This is a genomic window from Oceanobacillus sp. FSL K6-3682, assembly GCF_037976165.1.
Classification (GTDB): domain Bacteria; phylum Bacillota; class Bacilli; order Bacillales; family Amphibacillaceae; genus Oceanobacillus; species Oceanobacillus sojae.
The window spans coordinates 1,257,840-1,276,041 of sequence record NZ_CP150263.1 but is presented as its reverse complement, the minus strand read 5'-3'; the positions used below and the strand labels follow the sequence as shown (position 1 = coordinate 1,276,041).

The following is an 18,202-nucleotide window of genomic DNA, read 5'->3' as shown; positions in this document are numbered from 1 at the left end:
ACAGTTTTAGAAATTCCAATTCTTCTTATTTAAATTGCAGTAATCAACGCTATTGAATATAAAAAATACCTGAGACAAAATCTCAGATATTTTTCACATGAAGTGGCAGATCATTTTATTGTTTCATGATGGATAATGGAATTGAATATCGGGGATAAAAGAAGCTTGTATTTTTTTACTCTCTGAATTTCCGTTCTTCTACCAGTACTTTTTTTCTATTATTTATTTGGGTTAACCCGTATCCGAACAAGCACAGAATGAGTGCAAATATGGTAACTGTGATGATTGGTAAAATAATTGAATAAGATTGATTTGCAATTAAAATAATTAGAAAAAGCAGAACTGCTGTAATAGAAATGAATCCTCCCAAAAGGCGGCGGAACATCCTCTTTAAATGACCAATTCTTGAATCCAAATCAGAGAAAAGATTAAATGTTCCCAGTTCGGACTTTTTACGAAAATAAATCCAATTAGAAAACTCACCAATTTTCTCCGCGCCAGTTTCTTCAATAAAATCGATATAATCTTCACGTTCTTTTTTCGATAATTTTGGATCAAGTAGTTCTAATCTGTATATATATTCATTAGGAGTGCTCTTTTTAAATGTATACTGAGGTACATTTACTTTGGTCAATTCCCAGCCATCTGCAGCCATTTCGTTTAGCCACTGTTCTTCTTCTGCAAATTTCCAAACGGTGAATAGTTTTTTTATTTTTTTCTCCATTATTTCTCACCTCCGGATTCAACTATTTTCATTCCATTGTCAATAAGCTCCTGCAATCTTAACAGCTCCATCTCCACTATTTCCTTTCCTTGCGTGGTAATAAGGTATTCTTTTTTGCGATTGTTGACGCTTTTTGGTAATGCTTCAATCCAGCCCTTTTTTAAGAGGTTATTTAAAGCTCCGTATAACGTCCCTGCTGCCAGGGTTACTCTTCCTTCCGACATCTTCTCTACTTTCTGCATAATACCGTAGCCATGGAGAGGCTCATACAGGGAAAGCAGCGTATAATAAATCGCTTCTGTTAAAGCTATCTGTTCATTTTGCATCTTATTATCTCCTTTTTATATCTACCTACGTTATATCGTATTCCGATACAATATATTATATCGCGACCCGATATAACTGTCAACGATATAAAAAACCTCATTTACAAAGTCTATCATCACGATAAACCTGATAAATGAGGCTTTTCCATTCCTATCATTTTCTTTATACCTTTACAACCGATATAAAATAATTTATTGTTTCCCCGCTCTATTTGACTGTTTCTCATCTAAATCCCTGTAAAATCGCTCCTTACGAGAAAGATAGCGTCCGTGTCCCCTGCGCTCTCTGGCTCTTTTTATTTGTGCCTGAATATACATCATCAGCGGCAATACACCAAGTGCATACCTCCCATAACGTCCAACTTCAAAATCTGGCAAAATAGCCTCAACTACAATAGGGAAAACAGTAAACAACAGGCCTATCATAATAACTAAAATGATTTCAGCATGAAATCTGCCGCTGATACGTGTAACTTTCCGCCCCATCACCAGGATAAAGGAAATAATATACACAGACACGAGACAAAACCCTGCATAGAGCATTGTAAAAAATACTGCATCCTTCGCATTATCACCAATAAGAAAGTTTATTGGCTCGCCCTGGAACAGAATTCCTTCTTCACTTCCGTTAAAAGTGAAGAATACAATAACCATATAACCGACCATAAAAAACATAAAAAAGGTGAGACATAAAACAACAATACTCCAGAGAATTAAGAAAAGTCTTCGAATAAGCCCAAAAATAAGGCCGGAACCGGGTATTTTACTGAAAATATAAATAATGATAAAAAGTACAACACAGCCGCCAACTACAAAAAGAGTAGAAAGAATTTCATCTGTTATCATAATCTGCTCCTTCTTTTATCTCCGTACAGAGGAGAAGTTGTTATTATCATATACAGATTCTGTATTACCTGGCAATAGTATTTTTTAATCAATTAAACAGATAGATAAGAGAATACTTGTTATATTCTTATAAAGCACAAAACGAGCTGGAAAAGATACTAGATTGGTATCTTTTCCAGCTCGTTTGAGTCTAAATCATTTCACTTGGTTTATATTAGTTAACATACTGAGAAGTTTTGAATACTGCATGATTAAAAAGGCAGTTCATCTCTCTTAATAGCCTGCAAACTCCTCTGAACGAATATTGTCTTCATTTACACCGGCTTCCACAAGCATTTTCTGCATTGCTTCTACCATATCACCAGGTCCGGACAAATAATAGATTGGTTTATTGACATCTGAGACATGGCGTTTAAGCAGTTCCGCATCAATATGCCCACGCTCTCCGTCCCATTCGCCGGCCTCTGCTCTCGTCATGACCGGGACAAAGTTAAAATTAGGATTTCTTTTTTCCAAATCCTCCAAGTCAGATAAAAACGGCGCATCCTCCGGCGTTTTATTCGAATACAGCAACGTAAGGTCATGACCTGTTTTCTGATTTGTTGCCTCCGCAATCATGCTTCGAATAGGAGTTATACCAATACCGCCAATAATAAATACAGCTGGGGTTGATTCCGTTTTATGCAGGGTAAAGCTTCCATTTGCCCCATCAAACTCAACTTCACTGCCTTCTGGAAGATTTTTTAACTCCCGTTTAAAAGCGGTATCTCTCAGACGGGTTGTCGTAACTAATTCATTTTCACTTGGTCCATAAACGAATGATAATGCTCTTTTTGTTCCTTCCTCATCTATCTCACTTGGATTGATTAGTTTGATGTGCGTCAGCTGGCCTGCTTTAAATTCAAATCCTTCTGGCATTTCCCAATGGAAAGCCATTGTATCTTTCGCAACTAATTCTTTTTTCTTTAATTTAATCTTGCTGTTTGTCATTTCCAATCACTCCTTTTCATAGAGTAAATCTTTTTCTTAGAAAGAGGCTGATCGTAAGCCATAATTTTGTTATATAATATTTTTACCCTTATTTTTCTATATGCAAACAGGCAAGCTTCTTAAAATAGTTCATAAAAAAGACGCTAACCCTTACTATGTCAGGATAGCGCCTTGTCTTATACTTGCACAAATTCATTAGAGTCTGGACTGATAACTTTTTCTATTCAGTATCCCCTGATAAAAACTCCTGCAGTGCCTGTTTATTTTGCTCTATATCAATTTCCAATACAGCTCCAGCGTCTGTACGGGCATTCCAAAAAGAATTATCTACAGGAATTCTTAAGGTTTCCATTGGATGATCGCTTCCGGAAATTAATCCTTTGCCTATTGTAAGAATGGTTTTATTATCTACATTTGTGTCAACGTACGGATCAGCAACCCCTAACAGCTTTGGCAATTTCACCAAACCATGAAGACTAACCGCTTCGTCCTTCAGCTTGGTAATTGCTTCCTGCTGCCGCTGTACTCTTCCATAATCACCGTCTGCGTCTTTACGAAAACGTACATACCCAAGCAGCTCATCGCCATTTAATACTTGTCTGCCCGGTTCAAGTGTCATACCGATACCTTCTGACATTTGATGCGGGACGTCCACTTCTATACCATTTGGTGCAATAATGTCTGTGATTTTTGAAAAACCTTCAAAATCGACAACAGCATAATAATTCAAATCTATATCAAAATTTTGCTTCAGCGTCTGTCTGAGCAGCTCGGGACCATCAAATGCAAAGGCAGCATTAATCTTCTGCATTCCGTGTCCAGGGATCTCTACATAAGTATCACGCATAATAGAGGCAAGTTTAATGTCATGTGTGTCCTGATTATAATGGGCAATCATAATCGTATCGGAAAGACCACGTTCTTCCCCGCGAGTATCACTGCCAATCATTAAAACATTGATTTCTCCAAATTGCGGTTCTGAACCTTCAAAAGGAACAAAGGTTGTGCCGTCATCTTTGTATGGGCCTTCTTTTGCTATTGATAAACCTTGGTAGTATTGCGTTATGGCATAAGCTCCCACTGCAATAATACATACAAAAATAAACAACAGGACACGACGTCTCCATTTACGTTTCGCAGATTTTCTTTCACGTCTTTTCATATGTAACGCTCCTTGTATTTTTCTTTAATCGAGGGTTCAAAAAGTAGACATCGTTTTTTTATTCTGACAAGTAATCGCAAACTCTTTTCGATGGGGCGAGTAATCGCAAAAGCTCTTCGGTGGGACGAGTAATCGCAGTCCCAGTCCCAGCCCATCGAAAAATCCACGTCAACGCACTTCCTGTGGAAATTCATTATCTCGCCGCTTATCATTTGATGACTTTTTGAACTTCCTCTTTAATTGGAAAGTGATTTTAAAGCAATTTGTACAGCAACAGCATCATCCATATATCCAATCGGAAAGATATAATCCGGGACAACATCTACCGGTGTAATAAAGTACAATAGTACGCCTCCCATAATTGTAAGCGTGAAGGGTGTCCCCTTATATTGCTCAAATTGGGCATAAAAATTCTTCAGCTGTTTGATAAATGGTCCAATACTGCCTACTTCATCAATCTTTTTCTTAAATTTATTGTGGATGATTTGTTTTCCTTCTTCTGTTTGAGCGTATTTTTCATAACTGCCTAATTGCTGTTGAACCTCATCCATACTAAAATTACCATCATAAAGCTCTGATGCTTTTAGCGTTTGCTGAATCTCTTTTACAGATGTATACATATCCGAAGTGCCTTGTGATTCTGCTGAACGGATCGGATAACCGGCAGCCTCCATAAGCTCCGCCAGTGGTACATCCAAATAGGAAGCAAATTTCTCTAAATGCTGAATGTTTGCTTTACGTTTTCCATTGATAATACGTGAAATGGTCGCTTTATCTATGCCAGTGTGCTCACTGCATTTTCTTATCGACATTGCACGGGTATGCAATAACTCTTTTAATCTATTTCCGAAATTGTCCGCAGTCATATGCATTATCCTTCCATTTATATATTTGATGATTGGTCACGATGCATGTATTCCGAATTAAGACAGTCCACAAAAGGCACACACTGCTAATATTTTTTCTACATCATTTTAAATATAATCACCTAGGTATTCTAATAATAATCTATTAGATAATATATACGAATGTTGACATTATGTCAACGAATTAAAAAACTAAATAAGGGCGCAAATCCCTGTTTTACAGGATTGCACCCTTTTATATGAGTATCTTCATTTTATTACTTAAAAAACTAGCTTCATTCCTTCATGACTTGCTGAAAATCCTAATTTTTTGTAAAAGCGATGTGCATCATCCCGCTGCTTATCTGTTGTCAGCTGTACAAGACCGCATTTTTCAGCTTTTGCAATAGCAATTGCTTCTTTAAACAAAGCCTCTCCTATTCCTTTCCCACGAAAATTCTTGTCAATACGTACGCCCTCTATTTGCGCACGCTTCATCCCTTTTCTTGCTAATCCGGGTATAATGGTTAATTGAAGACATCCGATTACCGTTTTATCTTCAATGGCTAAAAGAATTTGATTGCCTGTTTGCGCTTCTATCGCATCAAAAGCTTGATAGTATTCCTCCGGTAATGGCTCTTCATACCTTTCACGTCCGGAACCTAATGCATCATCAGCTAATAAGCGGACAATTATAGACAGATCTTCTTTTTGAGCCTTCCGAAAAATCATATTGTATACCTCCTCATAATATAACGAACAGAATATCTGGATCTGCAAAATCTGCTTTTTTACTCATTTTGTTCAAATACCGCTCCCTCTAAGCGGATTATATCATCCATTATGCTTTCCTGTTCATAATCCAATAATCTAATAATTCTTATTAACTCAGGAAGTGCATCATCTATTGTATATAATTTATCTGAAGCCAGGTTATAAGTCACATGAAGTAATTTCTCTGCCATTTCTGCAAAATCTAATTTACGGCTTAATTTGTCTATTAATAAATCTTTTGGTGTTTTTTCTGATGTCATTTTATCACTCTCCCTAAGAAGATTCCTTAGTCAATATCTTTCATGTTATACTTTCTGTGAATAGATAATCTTTTATTAAAGAAATGAAAATAAACTTGTTATCAAATTCCAGTAAGATGATCAATTTAATTCGTTCAATAGTTGTCGCATCATTCAATTTCTATCAAATTATATTTGGTGATAATTGGGGTTATTCAAAATCACCTCTTTTATTTTTTATTTAAAAATAACTTTATAGGTTACTTTAAATTTATTATAACATATTTAGTTATAAAAACAAACGTACGTTCTCTTTTATCAAAATAAATTATATTGTTTCATAAGGAGAGGTAATTAAATGAGCATCGATAAAAATGTAGGAAAGAATATCAAAAGAATTAGAAACGAACGTCAGCTTACACAAGAAGAATTAGCGAACAAAGTAGGAGCTATAAAACAGACCATTTCCAAAATAGAACGCGGTGTTTTCTCTCCTTCCTTTTCACTGTTAGTCAAAATATGTAACGAACTATATACAACTCCTAACGAACTGCTATTGGAGGATTCACAACGGTTACAATGGGTAGCAGAGAGCCCTGATCAATTAGAATATTCCATAAAAGGTTTGGAACAGGAAATGACAATAGTTGAAGATTTATGGGCAAAGGCAGAAAAATATAAAGAGGATGGAGAAGAAAAGCAAGAAGCTAAAGTTTTACATGAAATTATAAATCACTTTGCATGGGAAAATGACCATTTTAGAGAAGTCGCTGAATACCTTTATAAAAAAAGATTAAATGATTATTTAACTAAAACATCCAAAGAGCTGAGAAATAACAAAGTAATGAACTTAAGATTGATGGAGAAAGAAGCATTTAAAAAGGATGGTAAATGATGATAAATTTTTAAAAACAAAACAATCTGTCTTATCTATATAAGACTAGAATTTATCTCTATTTACTGTACCCATTTTGAACAAGTGTTATTAATTATACTTTTATACGGCCAGTTCCCTTATTCCATTAGAATACTTTCCTATTTATAATCCATCTTGAGAAAGATGGATTTTTTGTTTCCTCCAAATACTTCGCCATTCTCCTTATAACTTACAGCGATTAAAAATCCATAACATTAGATAAACCAAGTCTAGGACATGCTGGTTGAAGTAATATTTTTATGATTTCCCTTCTACTTAAGCGGATTTTTTCAGGGCATATATAATAGAAGTTTCCAGATTGAAAATAAATATGATCGGCCAACGGCAAAAAGATAAGAAAAAATTTTGGATATTCTTCACTTGATAGCGACAAAATATCCAATGAAAGTGTATAATGAAATTCGTGACGAAAAATCGACAAAATCGGACAGCTATTTTTTTATTTCGTGCAAAACGCGGATTAAAAATATATAATAATCAAGGATACTAAGTTTTCTTTTGTTAATATGGAGGTTAAAAAATATGTTCAAGAAAAAACCAGATAAATTTTCCCTTTATCTCGTTGATTTCGCAAAGCACTTACATGAAACGGCAGATTATTTCTTTCATTTTAAGGTGAAAGATTCGGATACACTGCAACAGTTTTCCGATACCATAAAAAAACATGAATCCATTGCCGATGATAAAGTTCATGAAATCATTAAAGATTTAAATCAGGCTTTTATTACTCCTATTGAAAGGGAGGATATTCTCCAGCTTGTAAATAATCTGGATGATATTATGGATGGAATGGAGGATTTCTCTTCCAGAATGGATATTTATAATATAATATCTTCCGATGATTACATCGATCAATTTACAAATTATATACTAAAATGCTCCAAAGAAATTTTGACATCAATGGAATTGATCGCGAATTATCAATTAAAAGATGTGGAAGAGCATGCTATCCGTATTAAAGATTATGAAAGTAACTGTGACGAGTTATATCGTGAATCCTTAAGGAATTTATTCCAAAAAGAAAAGGATGCCATTAAAGTAATCCAGTATAAAGAAATTTATGAAATTCTGGAAGAGATAGCCGATTATTGTCAAAACGTAGCAAGTACATTACAAAGCATCATTATGAAAAATGCGTAAAAGTGTGGTTAAAATATGGAGTTTCTTACTGTAATTATTGTATTGATTGTAATTTTTGCTCTTCTCTTTGACTTTATAAACGGGTTTCACGATACAGCAAATGCAATTGCAACATCTGTATCAACGAAAGCCCTGACACCCAGGAGAGCAATTATATTGGCTGCTGTAATGAATTTTGTCGGAGCATTAACCTTTACTGGTGTCGCTCAAACGATTACCAGCGGCATTACCGACCCATTTAAATTGGATAATGGACTGGCCGTCATTTTAGCCGCTTTGATTGCGGCGATTATCTGGAATCTGGTTACGTGGTATGCAGGAATCCCAAGCAGCTCATCTCACGCAATTATCGGTGCCATAACTGGTGCAGTTATTGTGTCAGCAGGGTTTGATGCGATTCATTTCCAAGGATTCCTCTCTATACTTGAAGCCTTGATTTTCTCCCCTGTTTTAGCTTTTGTAGTCGGGTTTATCCTGTATGGGATTATTAAAGTTATTTTTAAAAACAGTAATTTAGCAAAGACAAACAAACGATTCCGACTTGTGCAGGTATTAACTGCATCTGTGCAATCCTTCGCTCATGGTACGAATGATGCGCAAAAATCGATGGGGATTATTACCATGGCATTGATTGTCGGAGGTATGCACACAACCACAGATATCCCATTTTGGGTACAAGTTTCCTGTGCTGCAGCAATGGCACTTGGAACTTCTGTAGGCGGATGGCGAATCATTAAAACGGTTGGCGGAAAAATTATGAAAATCCGTCCAGTAAACGGCGTTGCAGCTGACCTTACTGGCGCTGCCGTTATCTTCGGAGCAACACTTATTCATTTACCTGTAAGTACAACCCATGTTATTTCATCCGGTATCTTAGGGGTTGGAGCTTCTCATCGGCCCAAGGGTGTTAACTGGGGTGTAGCAAAACGGATGGTTGTTACGTGGGTAATCACCTTGCCGATTACCGCTACATTAGGTGGAGTTATTTATTATATTTTGAATTTCTTCCTATAAAGATTGTTTGGTTCTCATTATGGCTGTTAAACAATTAAGGATAGTGGTTTTCTGCTTAATCTAAGGACCAGATTGAGGCTGACTTTTGTTGTAATCTAAACATAAAAAGCCAGTTCAAAATAAGCAATACCTTCCACTGCTTTATAATGAAGAGCAAAGTATCTCTGATCTTCATTATAAAGCTTAGCGAAAAGTCTTAATATTTTTCTAATCGGGTCTTTCCTTAAACAGGGAAGACTTTTTGTTTTATCGTTAAAGTTAGCAGTTTTTTTGGCTCTATACTGAATGTGGTGGTGCCCTCCGTTCCATCGCCAGATGGAACGGAGACAAAAAAATACACTCTATTTCCTCTCTCTGGTAACCTTGAGTTGTCGAGACAAAAGGAATGGGAGAGGAAAAGAGTGCATCATCATTTTATCACAGAGTTGTTAGGAATTAAAGATACGCATGTAGATGTGTGGGATATCAGAGAAGAAGAAAGTTATTTTATTGCAGAATTATTCACGAAACAGCGTATGCAGAAATGTCCTTTTTGCCGTAAAAGAACCAAGCGGATACATGGCTATCGTTGGCAAAGCATTCAAGGACCAGCGTTTACAACCAAGGAAGTTCATCTTTCCCTGCGAAAACGACGTTATATTTGCACGTCGTGTCATCACACATTTTATGAGCGTCTACAAATGATTCATCGGTATCAACGTTGTATGGCGAGTGTGCAAACGACAGCGATGATGCATGCAGCGGTGAGTTCCTTTCGTACAGCGGCGCTAGTAACCGGAGTAACAGTGAATCGTGTCTTACGGTGGTTTGATCAGAAGGAGTTAACTACCAGCAAAGTGTTGCCGCGAGTCATTGCGATCGATGAGTTTAAAGGTGACGCGGATGGAGAGAGGTTTCAATTGAATGTGGTCGATGTGGAGAACCGAAGAATTATCGATATCTTGCCAAATCGAAAAGTGGAAACCATTGAAGCGTACTTAAAGTCCTGTGATACAGGTAAAGTAGAAATGGTAGTAATGGATTTATCTCAAGCGTTTAAACAAGCAATTCGAAAAGCACTGGGAAATCCTCTGATTATCGCTGACCGTTTTCACTTTATGCGTCAGGCCTATTGGGCTCTAGATGAGGTCCGCCGTGAAGTTCAAAAGGAGCTGCCCAAGAAAGATCGAATTCGAATGAAACGTTCCAAAAAACTTCTGTGGAAATCATGGACAACCTGTTCAGATGATCAGAAGAAGAAAGTCGAGCAATTATTAAGGATAGATCCCCGCTTAAAGGAAGCTTATGGTTTAAAGCATGAATTGGATACGTGGTTTAAGGAAAGTGATGCGCACAACGCAACTGCTGGATTAGAAGCGTGCCTGGAGAAGTTGAATGCATCCGCGTTAGAGGGATTTCATCGTGTCGCACGTACATTTAAAAGATGGCAACAAGAAATTCTGCATTCTTTTATGTATCCCTTTAATAATGGCTACATAGAAGGCGTTAATAATACGATTAAAGTATTAAAAAGATTATCTTATGGGATTAAACAGTTTGATCGAATGAGAAAGAAAATTCTATGGCAACAAGAGGTAAAGCTTGTCTTAAAGCAAGCTTATAAATAAAGAGGTGGAGGAATGATATTCCACCACCACATTTGACATAGAACCGTTTTTTTGAGAAAAAAATCCCAATCCAGAAAAAATAAATTTTTAGCTGGATTGGGCTAGTAAGACTTTATTCTGATGGCATTACTTATTGCCAATCTCTACATATTTTATGGTGGCCTCTTTTCCTTGTATAACATATTAAACCTTCTCTCAATCTAAGCCCACCACATTGCTGCTGGTGCTTCTTCCATATTCACCTGTTTCAGATTTTTCACTGCTGCATGAAAACCTTCATCAATAGACATAATCGGATCTTCATGCTCGATACTAATCACATAATCATACCCGTACGTTCTTAATGCACTTACAATATTTGACCACTCCTGAATACTATGCCCATACCCTACCGAGCGAAAGCTCCAGGCCCTGGTCTGCACATCTCCATACGGCTGCATGTCGGTTAAGCCGTACATGTTGACATTATCCTGATCAATATAGGTATCCTTCGCATGGAAATGGTGAATCGCTCCTGCTTTCCCCAGAATTTTAATTGCTGCAACAGGATCAATTCCCTGCCACCATAGGTGACTTGGGTCAAGATTCGCACCAATAGCATCATTTGTTGCTTCACGAAGCTTTAACATTGTATGCGGTGTATGGACTAAGAAACCTGCATGCAGCTCTAAACCGACCTTCACACCATGATCCTCAGCAAATTGTCCTTGTTCTTTCCAATATGGAATTAATTTTTCCTCCCATTGCCATTTCAAAATATCGGAATATTCCGTTGGCCATGGTGTGACCGGCCAATTCGGGTACTTAGAATCTACATTAGACCCCGGTGTCCCGGAGAAAGTATTCACTACAGGAACATCGAGCATTTCTGCCAGACGAACCGTTTTTACAAAAGCTTCATGACTGGCTTTTGCATGTGCTTTATTCGGTGAAACAGGGTTATCATGACAGCTGAATGCACTAATTGTTAATCCCCGTGATTCCACCTTATCCTTGAATTCTTTTCGCTTCTCACTATTTTCTAAGAGCTCATCAATTTGACAATGTGCTGCCCCCGGGTTTCCGCCTGTTCCGATCTCCACCGCATCTAATCCGGCGTCCTTTACATAGTCCAGCATGTCCTCAAACTTTTTTTCTGCAAATAAAACGGTAAATACACCTAGTTTCATTAACTTTACCTCCCCTAGTATGATAGAAAAATGCTTTTTCCTTGCTCACTGCTTTCGTAAATAGCATCGATTACCTTCGTTACGCGTAATGCTTCTTCAGGGCTGCTCTTTAGTGATTCTTTTCCTAAACAAGCATCAATAAAATTCTTCGCTTGTAATATACCTGCCTGGTGATGATCTTCTATTATTTCTGTATGTGTTTCCATCATTTTTCCATACTTTGGCTGATAGACCTCATAAGGAAAAACACTTAAACTGCCTTTATCTCCGGATATCGAAATATGTGTCTGATCTTCGCTGCCCAGGAACATTCAAAAAAAGCGTGCTCTAGTTATCAAAACGGATATACGCGCTCACATGGTCATCGGCATCAACCGCTTCAGTGTCATAACTTCTCCAATGAATAGATTCTTTTCGTTTGAACTGATTCCAATGCCCCCAGGATAATTGCTAACGATTTCTTTCCTTCTTCGCCATTAATTAATGGCGTTGTATCGTTTTGAATGGATTCGATAAAATGATCAATTACATGTGTTGTCGTCTGTCCGCCTTCGTCATTAGACTGAATCGCACCAAGTTCATACTTTACGACTTCTCCATTCGCATATTGAGCCACCAAAGAATAGGCTGGATCATCTTCTAAGCGGAGCATCGCTTTCTCACCGTAAATGATGGTTGAATTATCTTCTTTCGCTGTATATGCCCAGCTTGCTGCTAACGTACCAATCGTGCCTTTTTTCGATTTCAGAATTAAGGCTGCATTATCATCTACATCTGTGCCCTCCTTCGCACTTGTTTCCACAAAGGCACCGACTTCCACAAACTCATCCTGTAACAGATAACGGATTAAATCTGCTTTATGTACGCCTAAATCCCCCATTGCGCCGATGAAAGCTTTATCTTTTTGAAAGAACCAGCTGTCCTTTCCATCTGCACTCCATCCTTCAGGACCACCATGTCCAAATGCTGTACGGAAGCTGTAGATTTTTCCAATAGCTCCTGATTCAATTAATTCTTTTGCCTTTTGATGAGAAGCTACAAAACGCTGATTATGCCCAATCATCAATTTCTTACCGTTTCTTTCCGCTGCTTCAATCATTTTATCCGCTTCTTCTTCAGAGGTTGCCATCGGCTTTTCGCAAAGCACATGCACGCCTGCATTTAGCGCATCAATGCTCACAGGTGCGTGTAAATAGTTAGGTAAACACACACTTACTGCATCAATTTTTTCGCTTTTTAGAAGCTCTTTATAATCCGTATAAGCTTTGGCATCAAATTGTAGGGCTGCTTTTTCCGCACGTTCCCCGACAATGTCGCAGACAGCTGCAATGTTAACATGTTTGTTCTGTGCGTATTCCGGTAAATGGCGATACTTTGCAATGCTCCCGCATCCGATAACTGCTATATTTAATATCATACTTATTTCCCCCTCTATCTCATATTATTTATCCTTGTTCAACTGGTTGAACATTGCCATACGTATGCTTAGGTGTATCTTGATTTTGCGCCCACTCTACAGCGTTTCTAATTATTTGCTGTACCTCAGTCTGATGATAAGTCGGATAGGTTTCATGGCCGGGCCGGAAATAGAATATTTTTCCTTTGCCGCGTTTAAAGGTTGCCCCGCTGCGGAATACTTCTCCGCCGGTAAACCAGCTGACAAAAATCAGCTCATCCGGTGCCGGAATATCAAAATGCTCTCCATACATTTCTTCTTTTTCAATTTCAAAATATTCACCAACGCCCCTGGCGATTGGGTGAGATGGGTCCACATTCCAAACACGCTCTTTATCGTTCGATTCACGCCATTTTAAATCACAGCCTGTACCCATTAAAGATTTAAATATTTTAGAAAAATGCGCTGAATGAAGTGCAATTAATCCCATACCATCTAAAACACGCTGCTTGGCCCTCTCAATTATGTCATCTTGCACTTCTCCGTGCGCCATATGCCCCCACCATATTAAAACATCTGTCTTCTCTAATAATTCTTCAGTCAACCCATGTTCCGGTTCATCCAGAGTAGCTGTTGTGACATCATGTCCTGCTTCTTTTAAAAAGTTGGCGATGGCTCCATGAATACCATCTGGATAAATAGAAGCTACTGTTTCATTTGTTTTTTCGTGTCTATTTTCATTCCATACAACTATATTCATATTTATTCTCCTCGTATTATCTTATTTGTGTCATGTCTGGACAGAATTTTTTAACAGGAATAGATTAAAAAATGTTATCCCTCATACTTTTCAAACATATTTCTAATCAAAAAGGAGCTAATATAAGTAATTAAAGAAAAGCCGATAAAAATATCTAAATATAATTTTATTACGAATACATACGGCGAATAAAACATTAAAATAGTTGGACCAAGTGTAATAGCTATAATTAGTAATGTTGGATAAAGATTAGCTATACCTAATTTTAATACATTGACGCATGCTTGCTTTATAGTACATTTATAACGTGCAATATAAGGAAAAATCAATACAAGATACATGCAGAAAATCATCGAGAACATGACTAAACTCATTAAAATTAACGTCGAAAAATCTCCTGTATAGAATTGTAGAAAGAAATAATTCAAGGCTAAAATCATACCGAATAAAGATAAAAATCCCCATACAAGCGTGCTTTGTTTAAAATTTTTTTTTAATGCCAGCCAAAATCCGCTAATTATTCCACCCTCTTCCCCTCTGACCATTTTCAATGTGATGGAAAACATGGCAGTGAGGGAAGCACCAATTGTAACAATTGGCAAACAACAAAGGAGAAACAATATATTTAATAAAATTAATTCTACTGCTCTAGACAAAAAGTGATACACTGGACCATCTATACTTAAAATACTATTCATGTTTTGTTCGCCCCCTGTTGACACTATTCTTTAACAGATCCTACAACAATACCTGTAACAAAGTATTTTTGAAGAAAAGGATAAATTAACAATAAAGGAATAGTAGAAATTACTATTTTGGCAGCATTAAGATTACGGTTCTGTACTTCTGCAATATTCTGCAGTGCGTCGCTGTTTGTGCCAGATCTCACTAATTCAGCGATATCAATTGTAAGAGACTGAATATAGGTCATAATCGGGTAATTACTTACTTGACTCATATAAATCAGCCCCGACATAAAATCATTCCAGTTACCTACAATACTAAACAATGCTACTGTTGCCAGAGCCGGCAAAGATACCGGAATATAGACTTTAAATAATATTTGCAGTGGACTGGCACCGTCAATAACCGCTGCTTCTTCCAGGGATTTTGGTACACCGACGAAAAAATTCATGATTAAAATCACACTAAAAATCGGCACCGCCCCTGGTAAAACTAACACCCAAATTGTATCCAATAAATTCAGATTTCTGATTACAATATATGTCGGAATTAGCCCGCCGCTAAATAACATCGCAAAAATAATAATATTCATATAAATATTTCTACTCTTAAATTCGCGTTTTGTTTTTGATAATGGATAAGCCATTAACACAATCAGTATCAGGTTAATTGCCAAAGCAAGCACCACACGTTGTACAGATATAAAGAATGATCTCCAGAATTGTGCATCCTCCATAATCATTTCATAAGCCTTTGTCGAGAAATTGACCGGCGTAAGCCCAACTATATTGGCTGCCACTGCTGCCCCGCCACTGAAGGATATGGCAACGATATTCCACAAGGGTAATAGACAAACTAACCCCAAAGAAATAACAATAAAATAAATGATAAATTTCCCAATTTTTGTGGAGAGACTATTTCCTTGTATCATCTATACTCCCCCTTAGAATAATTTTCTTTCTGTGAATTTTTTAGCTGCATTATTAGCTGACAGTATTAGAATCAAACCGATTACGGATCTAAACAAACCTACAGCCGCTCCAAAACTGTAATCCCGTCCAACTAAACCTTCCCTGTATACATAGGTATCAATCGTATCTCCAGTTTCATATACAATCGGAGAATAGAGATTATATACCTGATCAAAGCCGCCTTCTAATACATTTGGCAAACTTAAAATCGCCAAGAGCAGAATAATCGGCAGCATCCCTGGTAAGGTAATATGCCAAACACGCTTCCACCAATTTGCTCCATCTATACTGGCAGCTTCGTGCAGACCCGGATCCACAGAAGCAATAGCCGCTAAATAAATTACTGAGTTAAAGCCAAACTCTTTCCAGACATCCGACCCGATTAATAAGGGCTGGAACCATGTATTACTTCCAAGAAAATTAATTCTATCCAGACCGAACGAATGCAAAATTTGATTAACCGTTCCATCCAGACTAAATAAATTGACTACTACCGTCGCCAAAACCACCCATGATAAGAAATGAGGTAAGTAAACAATTGTCTGTACAGATTTTTTAACCAATTTTAAACGAATTTCATTTAGTAAAATCGCAAATGCAATTGCCAGTAAAGAACCAAAAATAATCTTTCCTAATGCAATCACAATTGTATTTCGAAACACTTTTCCAATATCAGGCAGGTTGAACATATATTTAAAATGTTCCAGTCCTACAAATTCCGAGCCAAAGAAACCTTTTGCCGGCACAAAATCTTGAAAAGCCATGATAATCCCAAACATTGGCGCAAAACTAAAAATAAGTAAGAAAATCATTCCTGGCGCTAGCATAGCGTGATAGGTTAATTTCGCTTTTTTTACATCTTTCTTCCGATCACGTGCAGGTGCAACCTGATTATTTACTGCCAACCTTCGTCCCCCCTCTTTCCTATCTATTCTTGTTGAGCCAGCTCTTCTTCTATTTCTTCCAGAATCTCCTTACCGCCTTGGTTATTCCATTTATCAACAAACGTATCGAAATAATCAATTGGCTCTGCTCCTGTTATAATCTTAATAAAGTCCTCTTCTTCTAGCTTTATTAAATTAGCACCTTTTTGCTCCATAGTTGGTGTATTAACAACATAAGCTGCTTCTGCCCAATTAAATCGATCTTCCTCTGTCACCTTATTCATTAGCCCCCACCCTACAATACGGGAATGATAGCTGGACCAGTTGCCCGTTGAAGTGTCTTCAGGATTTTCTATATATTCTTCAATCCCTTTTAACTTCTGTCTAACTTGAGAATTAGTAATTTCTTCAACAGCCATCTCCTCATTCAAAACAGCTTGAACAGCTTGATAATCTTCCAAATATGTCTGCATAGGAAGAACTACGATATTAAATGGTTTCGTCGAATCATCTACACCCTGTTCCAAATATTCTGCTACCTCAGGAAACGTACTTTCCATGTCCTCTTCCGTTGTATTTTCAATATCATCATAAAAGAAGTTCAACATTTGAACTGCTTTTTCTGGATGCTCATATCCTTTTCTGACAACTATAAAACTGCCGCCTGTTGTTTTCTGTTCAGGTACGTTTACTCTCCCCTCGTCATCAGCTAATACATAAGCTGCAAATCTTGCGTTATTATCCATCTCCCTGACATTCGATAATCCCCAGTCTGGTATATGCCAAGGACCCGTTGCGATACCTGTTTGACCATTTGTAAGTAATGCCATAATGTCGTCAAATGATCTCGTTCCAAATTGCGGGTCAATGATACCTTCCTCAAACCAGTTATTCATTAATTCAAGTGCTTGTTTTGTACCTTCTGATGTCGATCCATAAGTAATACTGCCATCATCTTCTATTAAATATCTTTTAGGCTGTCCCTCAAAAACCGCTGCAATAGAATTCATCGTAAATGAACCATAATCTCCAGCATTCAGATAATTTTCAAAAGGTATTCCAACCGGGTTGCCAGAATCTCCTGGATCTTTTTTAATGAAAGTTTTGGCAACTTCTTCTAATTCATCCAAAGTAATAAGACGATCTCCATCCTCATCTATAGATAAATCTAATTCTTCTAACCAATCCTCACGTATCCAAGTCATTTGCGGAGCTGCCAACGATTCAGTTCCCGGAATTGCCATCAGACTGCCATCAAAAGTTGCATCTTCCAAAGGCCGATTATCATAACTGGCATAGGTTTCTTTAATGTAATCGCTTGCATTATCTTCATATACATCCGTTAAATCTTCAATTAAATTATTATCGACTAAATCTTTTAACTCTTCTCGGGAAACGATCATCATATCTGGTAAATCCCCAGAAGAAATAGCCAAGGCTACCTGCCTGTCATAGTCTGCGCCCTCAGCCTCAAAAGCATTCCGAATATCAATATCTAATTGTTCTTCTGCGGCACGAGTATAGGCATTATCTTCAAAGGTATCCCCTTCAGGTAATTTAGGATTTGAACCAACCGAACGCCCAATATTTATAATAACCTTACCATCTTCTGTAGTTGTTTCCCCTTCATTGGAAGATTTCTGTACACATGCAGCTAGTGCACTAGTAAGCAGTAATAAGATTAATAGCAATTTCATCCTTCTTAATGAATCCGTTTTCATTTCATGTAATCCC

20 protein-coding genes are annotated in these 18,202 nt (G+C 37.3%); 4 read left to right on the top strand and 16 right to left on the bottom strand.

Going from position 1 to position 18,202, the window contains the following annotated elements; translation table 11 throughout:
* Positions 1–175: 175 nt before the first annotated feature.
* The 8 genes from MHH51_RS06555 to MHH51_RS06520 form a co-directional block, all read right to left on the bottom strand.
* A complete protein-coding gene (locus MHH51_RS06555; protein WP_147212027.1) occupies positions 176–724 on the bottom strand; it encodes a DUF2812 domain-containing protein in 549 nt (182 codons plus the stop codon).
* Positions 724–1,050 carry a helix-turn-helix transcriptional regulator gene (locus tag MHH51_RS06550; protein ID WP_339285103.1) on the bottom strand — a complete coding sequence of 109 codons (327 nt, stop codon included), beginning with the start codon at positions 1,048–1,050 and terminating at the stop codon, positions 724–726. The genes MHH51_RS06555 and MHH51_RS06550 overlap by 1 nt, the downstream gene beginning before the upstream one ends.
* Positions 1,051–1,242: 192 nt before the next feature.
* The gene (locus tag MHH51_RS06545) at positions 1,243–1,896 is read right to left on the bottom strand and encodes a hypothetical protein (protein ID WP_339285102.1); all 654 of its coding nucleotides are present in this window, start codon (positions 1,894–1,896) and stop codon (positions 1,243–1,245) included.
* A gap of 273 nt (positions 1,897–2,169) precedes the next feature.
* On the bottom strand, positions 2,170–2,886 hold the full coding sequence (locus MHH51_RS06540; RefSeq protein ID WP_147212030.1) for an FAD-dependent oxidoreductase: 717 nt from the start codon (positions 2,884–2,886) through the stop codon (positions 2,170–2,172).
* 220 nt (positions 2,887–3,106) lie between these two features.
* Positions 3,107–4,048, bottom strand: a complete 942-nt coding sequence (locus tag MHH51_RS06535; protein WP_147212031.1) for an LCP family protein — start codon at positions 4,046–4,048, stop codon at positions 3,107–3,109.
* 236 nt (positions 4,049–4,284) lie between these two features.
* Positions 4,285–4,914 carry a helix-turn-helix domain-containing protein gene (locus MHH51_RS06530; RefSeq protein ID WP_339285101.1) on the bottom strand — a complete coding sequence of 210 codons (630 nt, stop codon included), beginning with the start codon at positions 4,912–4,914 and terminating at the stop codon, positions 4,285–4,287.
* 261 nt (positions 4,915–5,175) lie between these two features.
* Complete coding sequence (locus MHH51_RS06525; protein WP_147212033.1) at positions 5,176–5,625, bottom strand: GNAT family N-acetyltransferase; 450 nt, start codon at positions 5,623–5,625, stop codon at positions 5,176–5,178.
* Between the two features lie 59 nt (positions 5,626–5,684).
* Positions 5,685–5,927, bottom strand: coding sequence for a hypothetical protein (locus tag MHH51_RS06520; RefSeq protein WP_147212034.1), 243 nt, complete (start codon positions 5,925–5,927; stop codon positions 5,685–5,687).
* 337 nt (positions 5,928–6,264) lie between these two features.
* Between MHH51_RS06520 and MHH51_RS06515 the strand changes: the two genes are divergently transcribed.
* The 4 genes from MHH51_RS06515 to MHH51_RS06500 all read left to right on the top strand — a co-directional run bounded on the left by MHH51_RS06515 (position 6,265) and on the right by MHH51_RS06500 (position 10,604).
* On the top strand, positions 6,265–6,801 hold the full coding sequence (locus MHH51_RS06515; RefSeq protein WP_339285100.1) for a helix-turn-helix transcriptional regulator: 537 nt from the start codon (positions 6,265–6,267) through the stop codon (positions 6,799–6,801).
* Between the two features lie 564 nt (positions 6,802–7,365).
* The gene (locus tag MHH51_RS06510) at positions 7,366–7,983 is read left to right on the top strand and encodes a DUF47 domain-containing protein (RefSeq protein WP_147212036.1); all 618 of its coding nucleotides are present in this window, start codon (positions 7,366–7,368) and stop codon (positions 7,981–7,983) included.
* Positions 7,984–7,998: 15 nt separating this feature from the next.
* Positions 7,999–8,997: an inorganic phosphate transporter gene (locus tag MHH51_RS06505; protein WP_147212037.1), complete on the top strand. Its 999-nt coding sequence runs from the start codon at positions 7,999–8,001 to the stop codon at positions 8,995–8,997.
* A 401-nt stretch (positions 8,998–9,398) separates the two neighbouring features.
* Positions 9,399–10,604, top strand: a complete 1,206-nt coding sequence (locus MHH51_RS06500; RefSeq protein WP_339233414.1) for an ISL3 family transposase — start codon at positions 9,399–9,401, stop codon at positions 10,602–10,604.
* A 200-nt stretch (positions 10,605–10,804) separates the two neighbouring features.
* Here MHH51_RS06500 and MHH51_RS06495 read toward each other — a convergent pair whose 3' ends face one another.
* The 8 genes from MHH51_RS06495 to MHH51_RS06460 all read right to left on the bottom strand — a co-directional run bounded on the left by MHH51_RS06495 (position 10,805) and on the right by MHH51_RS06460 (position 18,189).
* Positions 10,805–11,773, bottom strand: coding sequence for a sugar phosphate isomerase/epimerase (locus tag MHH51_RS06495; protein ID WP_339285097.1), 969 nt, complete (start codon positions 11,771–11,773; stop codon positions 10,805–10,807).
* 14 nt (positions 11,774–11,787) lie between these two features.
* Positions 11,788–12,084: a Gfo/Idh/MocA family oxidoreductase gene (locus tag MHH51_RS06490; RefSeq protein ID WP_156988406.1), complete on the bottom strand. Its 297-nt coding sequence runs from the start codon at positions 12,082–12,084 to the stop codon at positions 11,788–11,790.
* Positions 12,085–12,158: 74 nt separating this feature from the next.
* The gene (locus MHH51_RS06485; RefSeq protein WP_156988408.1) at positions 12,159–13,190 is read right to left on the bottom strand and encodes a Gfo/Idh/MocA family oxidoreductase; all 1,032 of its coding nucleotides are present in this window, start codon (positions 13,188–13,190) and stop codon (positions 12,159–12,161) included.
* 28 nt (positions 13,191–13,218) lie between these two features.
* Entirely contained in the window at positions 13,219–13,929 is a 711-nt protein-coding gene (locus MHH51_RS06480; protein ID WP_339285093.1) for a ThuA domain-containing protein, read from the bottom strand.
* Between the two features lie 74 nt (positions 13,930–14,003).
* Entirely contained in the window at positions 14,004–14,627 is a 624-nt protein-coding gene (locus tag MHH51_RS06475) for a DUF624 domain-containing protein (RefSeq protein WP_339285091.1), read from the bottom strand.
* Positions 14,628–14,650: 23 nt separating this feature from the next.
* Positions 14,651–15,544 carry a carbohydrate ABC transporter permease gene (locus tag MHH51_RS06470; protein WP_156988414.1) on the bottom strand — a complete coding sequence of 298 codons (894 nt, stop codon included), beginning with the start codon at positions 15,542–15,544 and terminating at the stop codon, positions 14,651–14,653.
* A gap of 12 nt (positions 15,545–15,556) precedes the next feature.
* Positions 15,557–16,411: an ABC transporter permease subunit gene (locus MHH51_RS06465; protein ID WP_147212570.1), complete on the bottom strand. Its 855-nt coding sequence runs from the start codon at positions 16,409–16,411 to the stop codon at positions 15,557–15,559.
* 101 nt (positions 16,412–16,512) lie between these two features.
* Positions 16,513–18,189 carry an extracellular solute-binding protein gene (locus tag MHH51_RS06460; protein ID WP_339285089.1) on the bottom strand — a complete coding sequence of 559 codons (1,677 nt, stop codon included), beginning with the start codon at positions 18,187–18,189 and terminating at the stop codon, positions 16,513–16,515.
* Between the last annotated feature and the right edge of the window lie 13 nt (positions 18,190–18,202).

Excerpts from the sequence above, each read along its gene's own strand:
- MHH51_RS06460 (WP_339285089.1), bottom strand. The coding sequence starts at position 18,189 with ATGAAAACGGATTCATTAAGAAGGATGAAATTGCTATTAATCTTATTA.
- MHH51_RS06545 (WP_339285102.1), bottom strand. The coding sequence starts at position 1,896 with ATGATAACAGATGAAATTCTTTCTACTCTTTTTGTAGTTGGCGGCTGT.
- MHH51_RS06495 (WP_339285097.1), bottom strand. The coding sequence starts at position 11,773 with ATGAAACTAGGTGTATTTACCGTTTTATTTGCAGAAAAAAAGTTTGAG.
- MHH51_RS06510 (WP_147212036.1), top strand. The coding sequence starts at position 7,366 with ATGTTCAAGAAAAAACCAGATAAATTTTCCCTTTATCTCGTTGATTTC.
- MHH51_RS06470 (WP_156988414.1), bottom strand. The coding sequence starts at position 15,544 with ATGATACAAGGAAATAGTCTCTCCACAAAAATTGGGAAATTTATCATT.
- MHH51_RS06465 (WP_147212570.1), bottom strand. The coding sequence starts at position 16,411 with ATGCTAGCGCCAGGAATGATTTTCTTACTTATTTTTAGTTTTGCGCCA.
- MHH51_RS06515 (WP_339285100.1), top strand. The coding sequence starts at position 6,265 with ATGAGCATCGATAAAAATGTAGGAAAGAATATCAAAAGAATTAGAAAC.
- MHH51_RS06535 (WP_147212031.1), bottom strand. The coding sequence starts at position 4,048 with ATGAAAAGACGTGAAAGAAAATCTGCGAAACGTAAATGGAGACGTCGT.
- MHH51_RS06550 (WP_339285103.1), bottom strand. The coding sequence starts at position 1,050 with ATGCAAAATGAACAGATAGCTTTAACAGAAGCGATTTATTATACGCTG.
- MHH51_RS06485 (WP_156988408.1), bottom strand. The coding sequence starts at position 13,190 with ATGATATTAAATATAGCAGTTATCGGATGCGGGAGCATTGCAAAGTAT.
- MHH51_RS06480 (WP_339285093.1), bottom strand. The coding sequence starts at position 13,929 with ATGAATATAGTTGTATGGAATGAAAATAGACACGAAAAAACAAATGAA.
- MHH51_RS06540 (WP_147212030.1), bottom strand. The coding sequence starts at position 2,886 with ATGACAAACAGCAAGATTAAATTAAAGAAAAAAGAATTAGTTGCGAAA.
- MHH51_RS06520 (WP_147212034.1), bottom strand. The coding sequence starts at position 5,927 with ATGACATCAGAAAAAACACCAAAAGATTTATTAATAGACAAATTAAGC.
- MHH51_RS06555 (WP_147212027.1), bottom strand. The coding sequence starts at position 724 with ATGGAGAAAAAAATAAAAAAACTATTCACCGTTTGGAAATTTGCAGAA.
- MHH51_RS06490 (WP_156988406.1), bottom strand. The coding sequence starts at position 12,084 with ATGTTCCTGGGCAGCGAAGATCAGACACATATTTCGATATCCGGAGAT.
- MHH51_RS06505 (WP_147212037.1), top strand. The coding sequence starts at position 7,999 with ATGGAGTTTCTTACTGTAATTATTGTATTGATTGTAATTTTTGCTCTT.
- MHH51_RS06475 (WP_339285091.1), bottom strand. The coding sequence starts at position 14,627 with ATGAATAGTATTTTAAGTATAGATGGTCCAGTGTATCACTTTTTGTCT.
- MHH51_RS06530 (WP_339285101.1), bottom strand. The coding sequence starts at position 4,914 with ATGACTGCGGACAATTTCGGAAATAGATTAAAAGAGTTATTGCATACC.
- MHH51_RS06525 (WP_147212033.1), bottom strand. The coding sequence starts at position 5,625 with ATGATTTTTCGGAAGGCTCAAAAAGAAGATCTGTCTATAATTGTCCGC.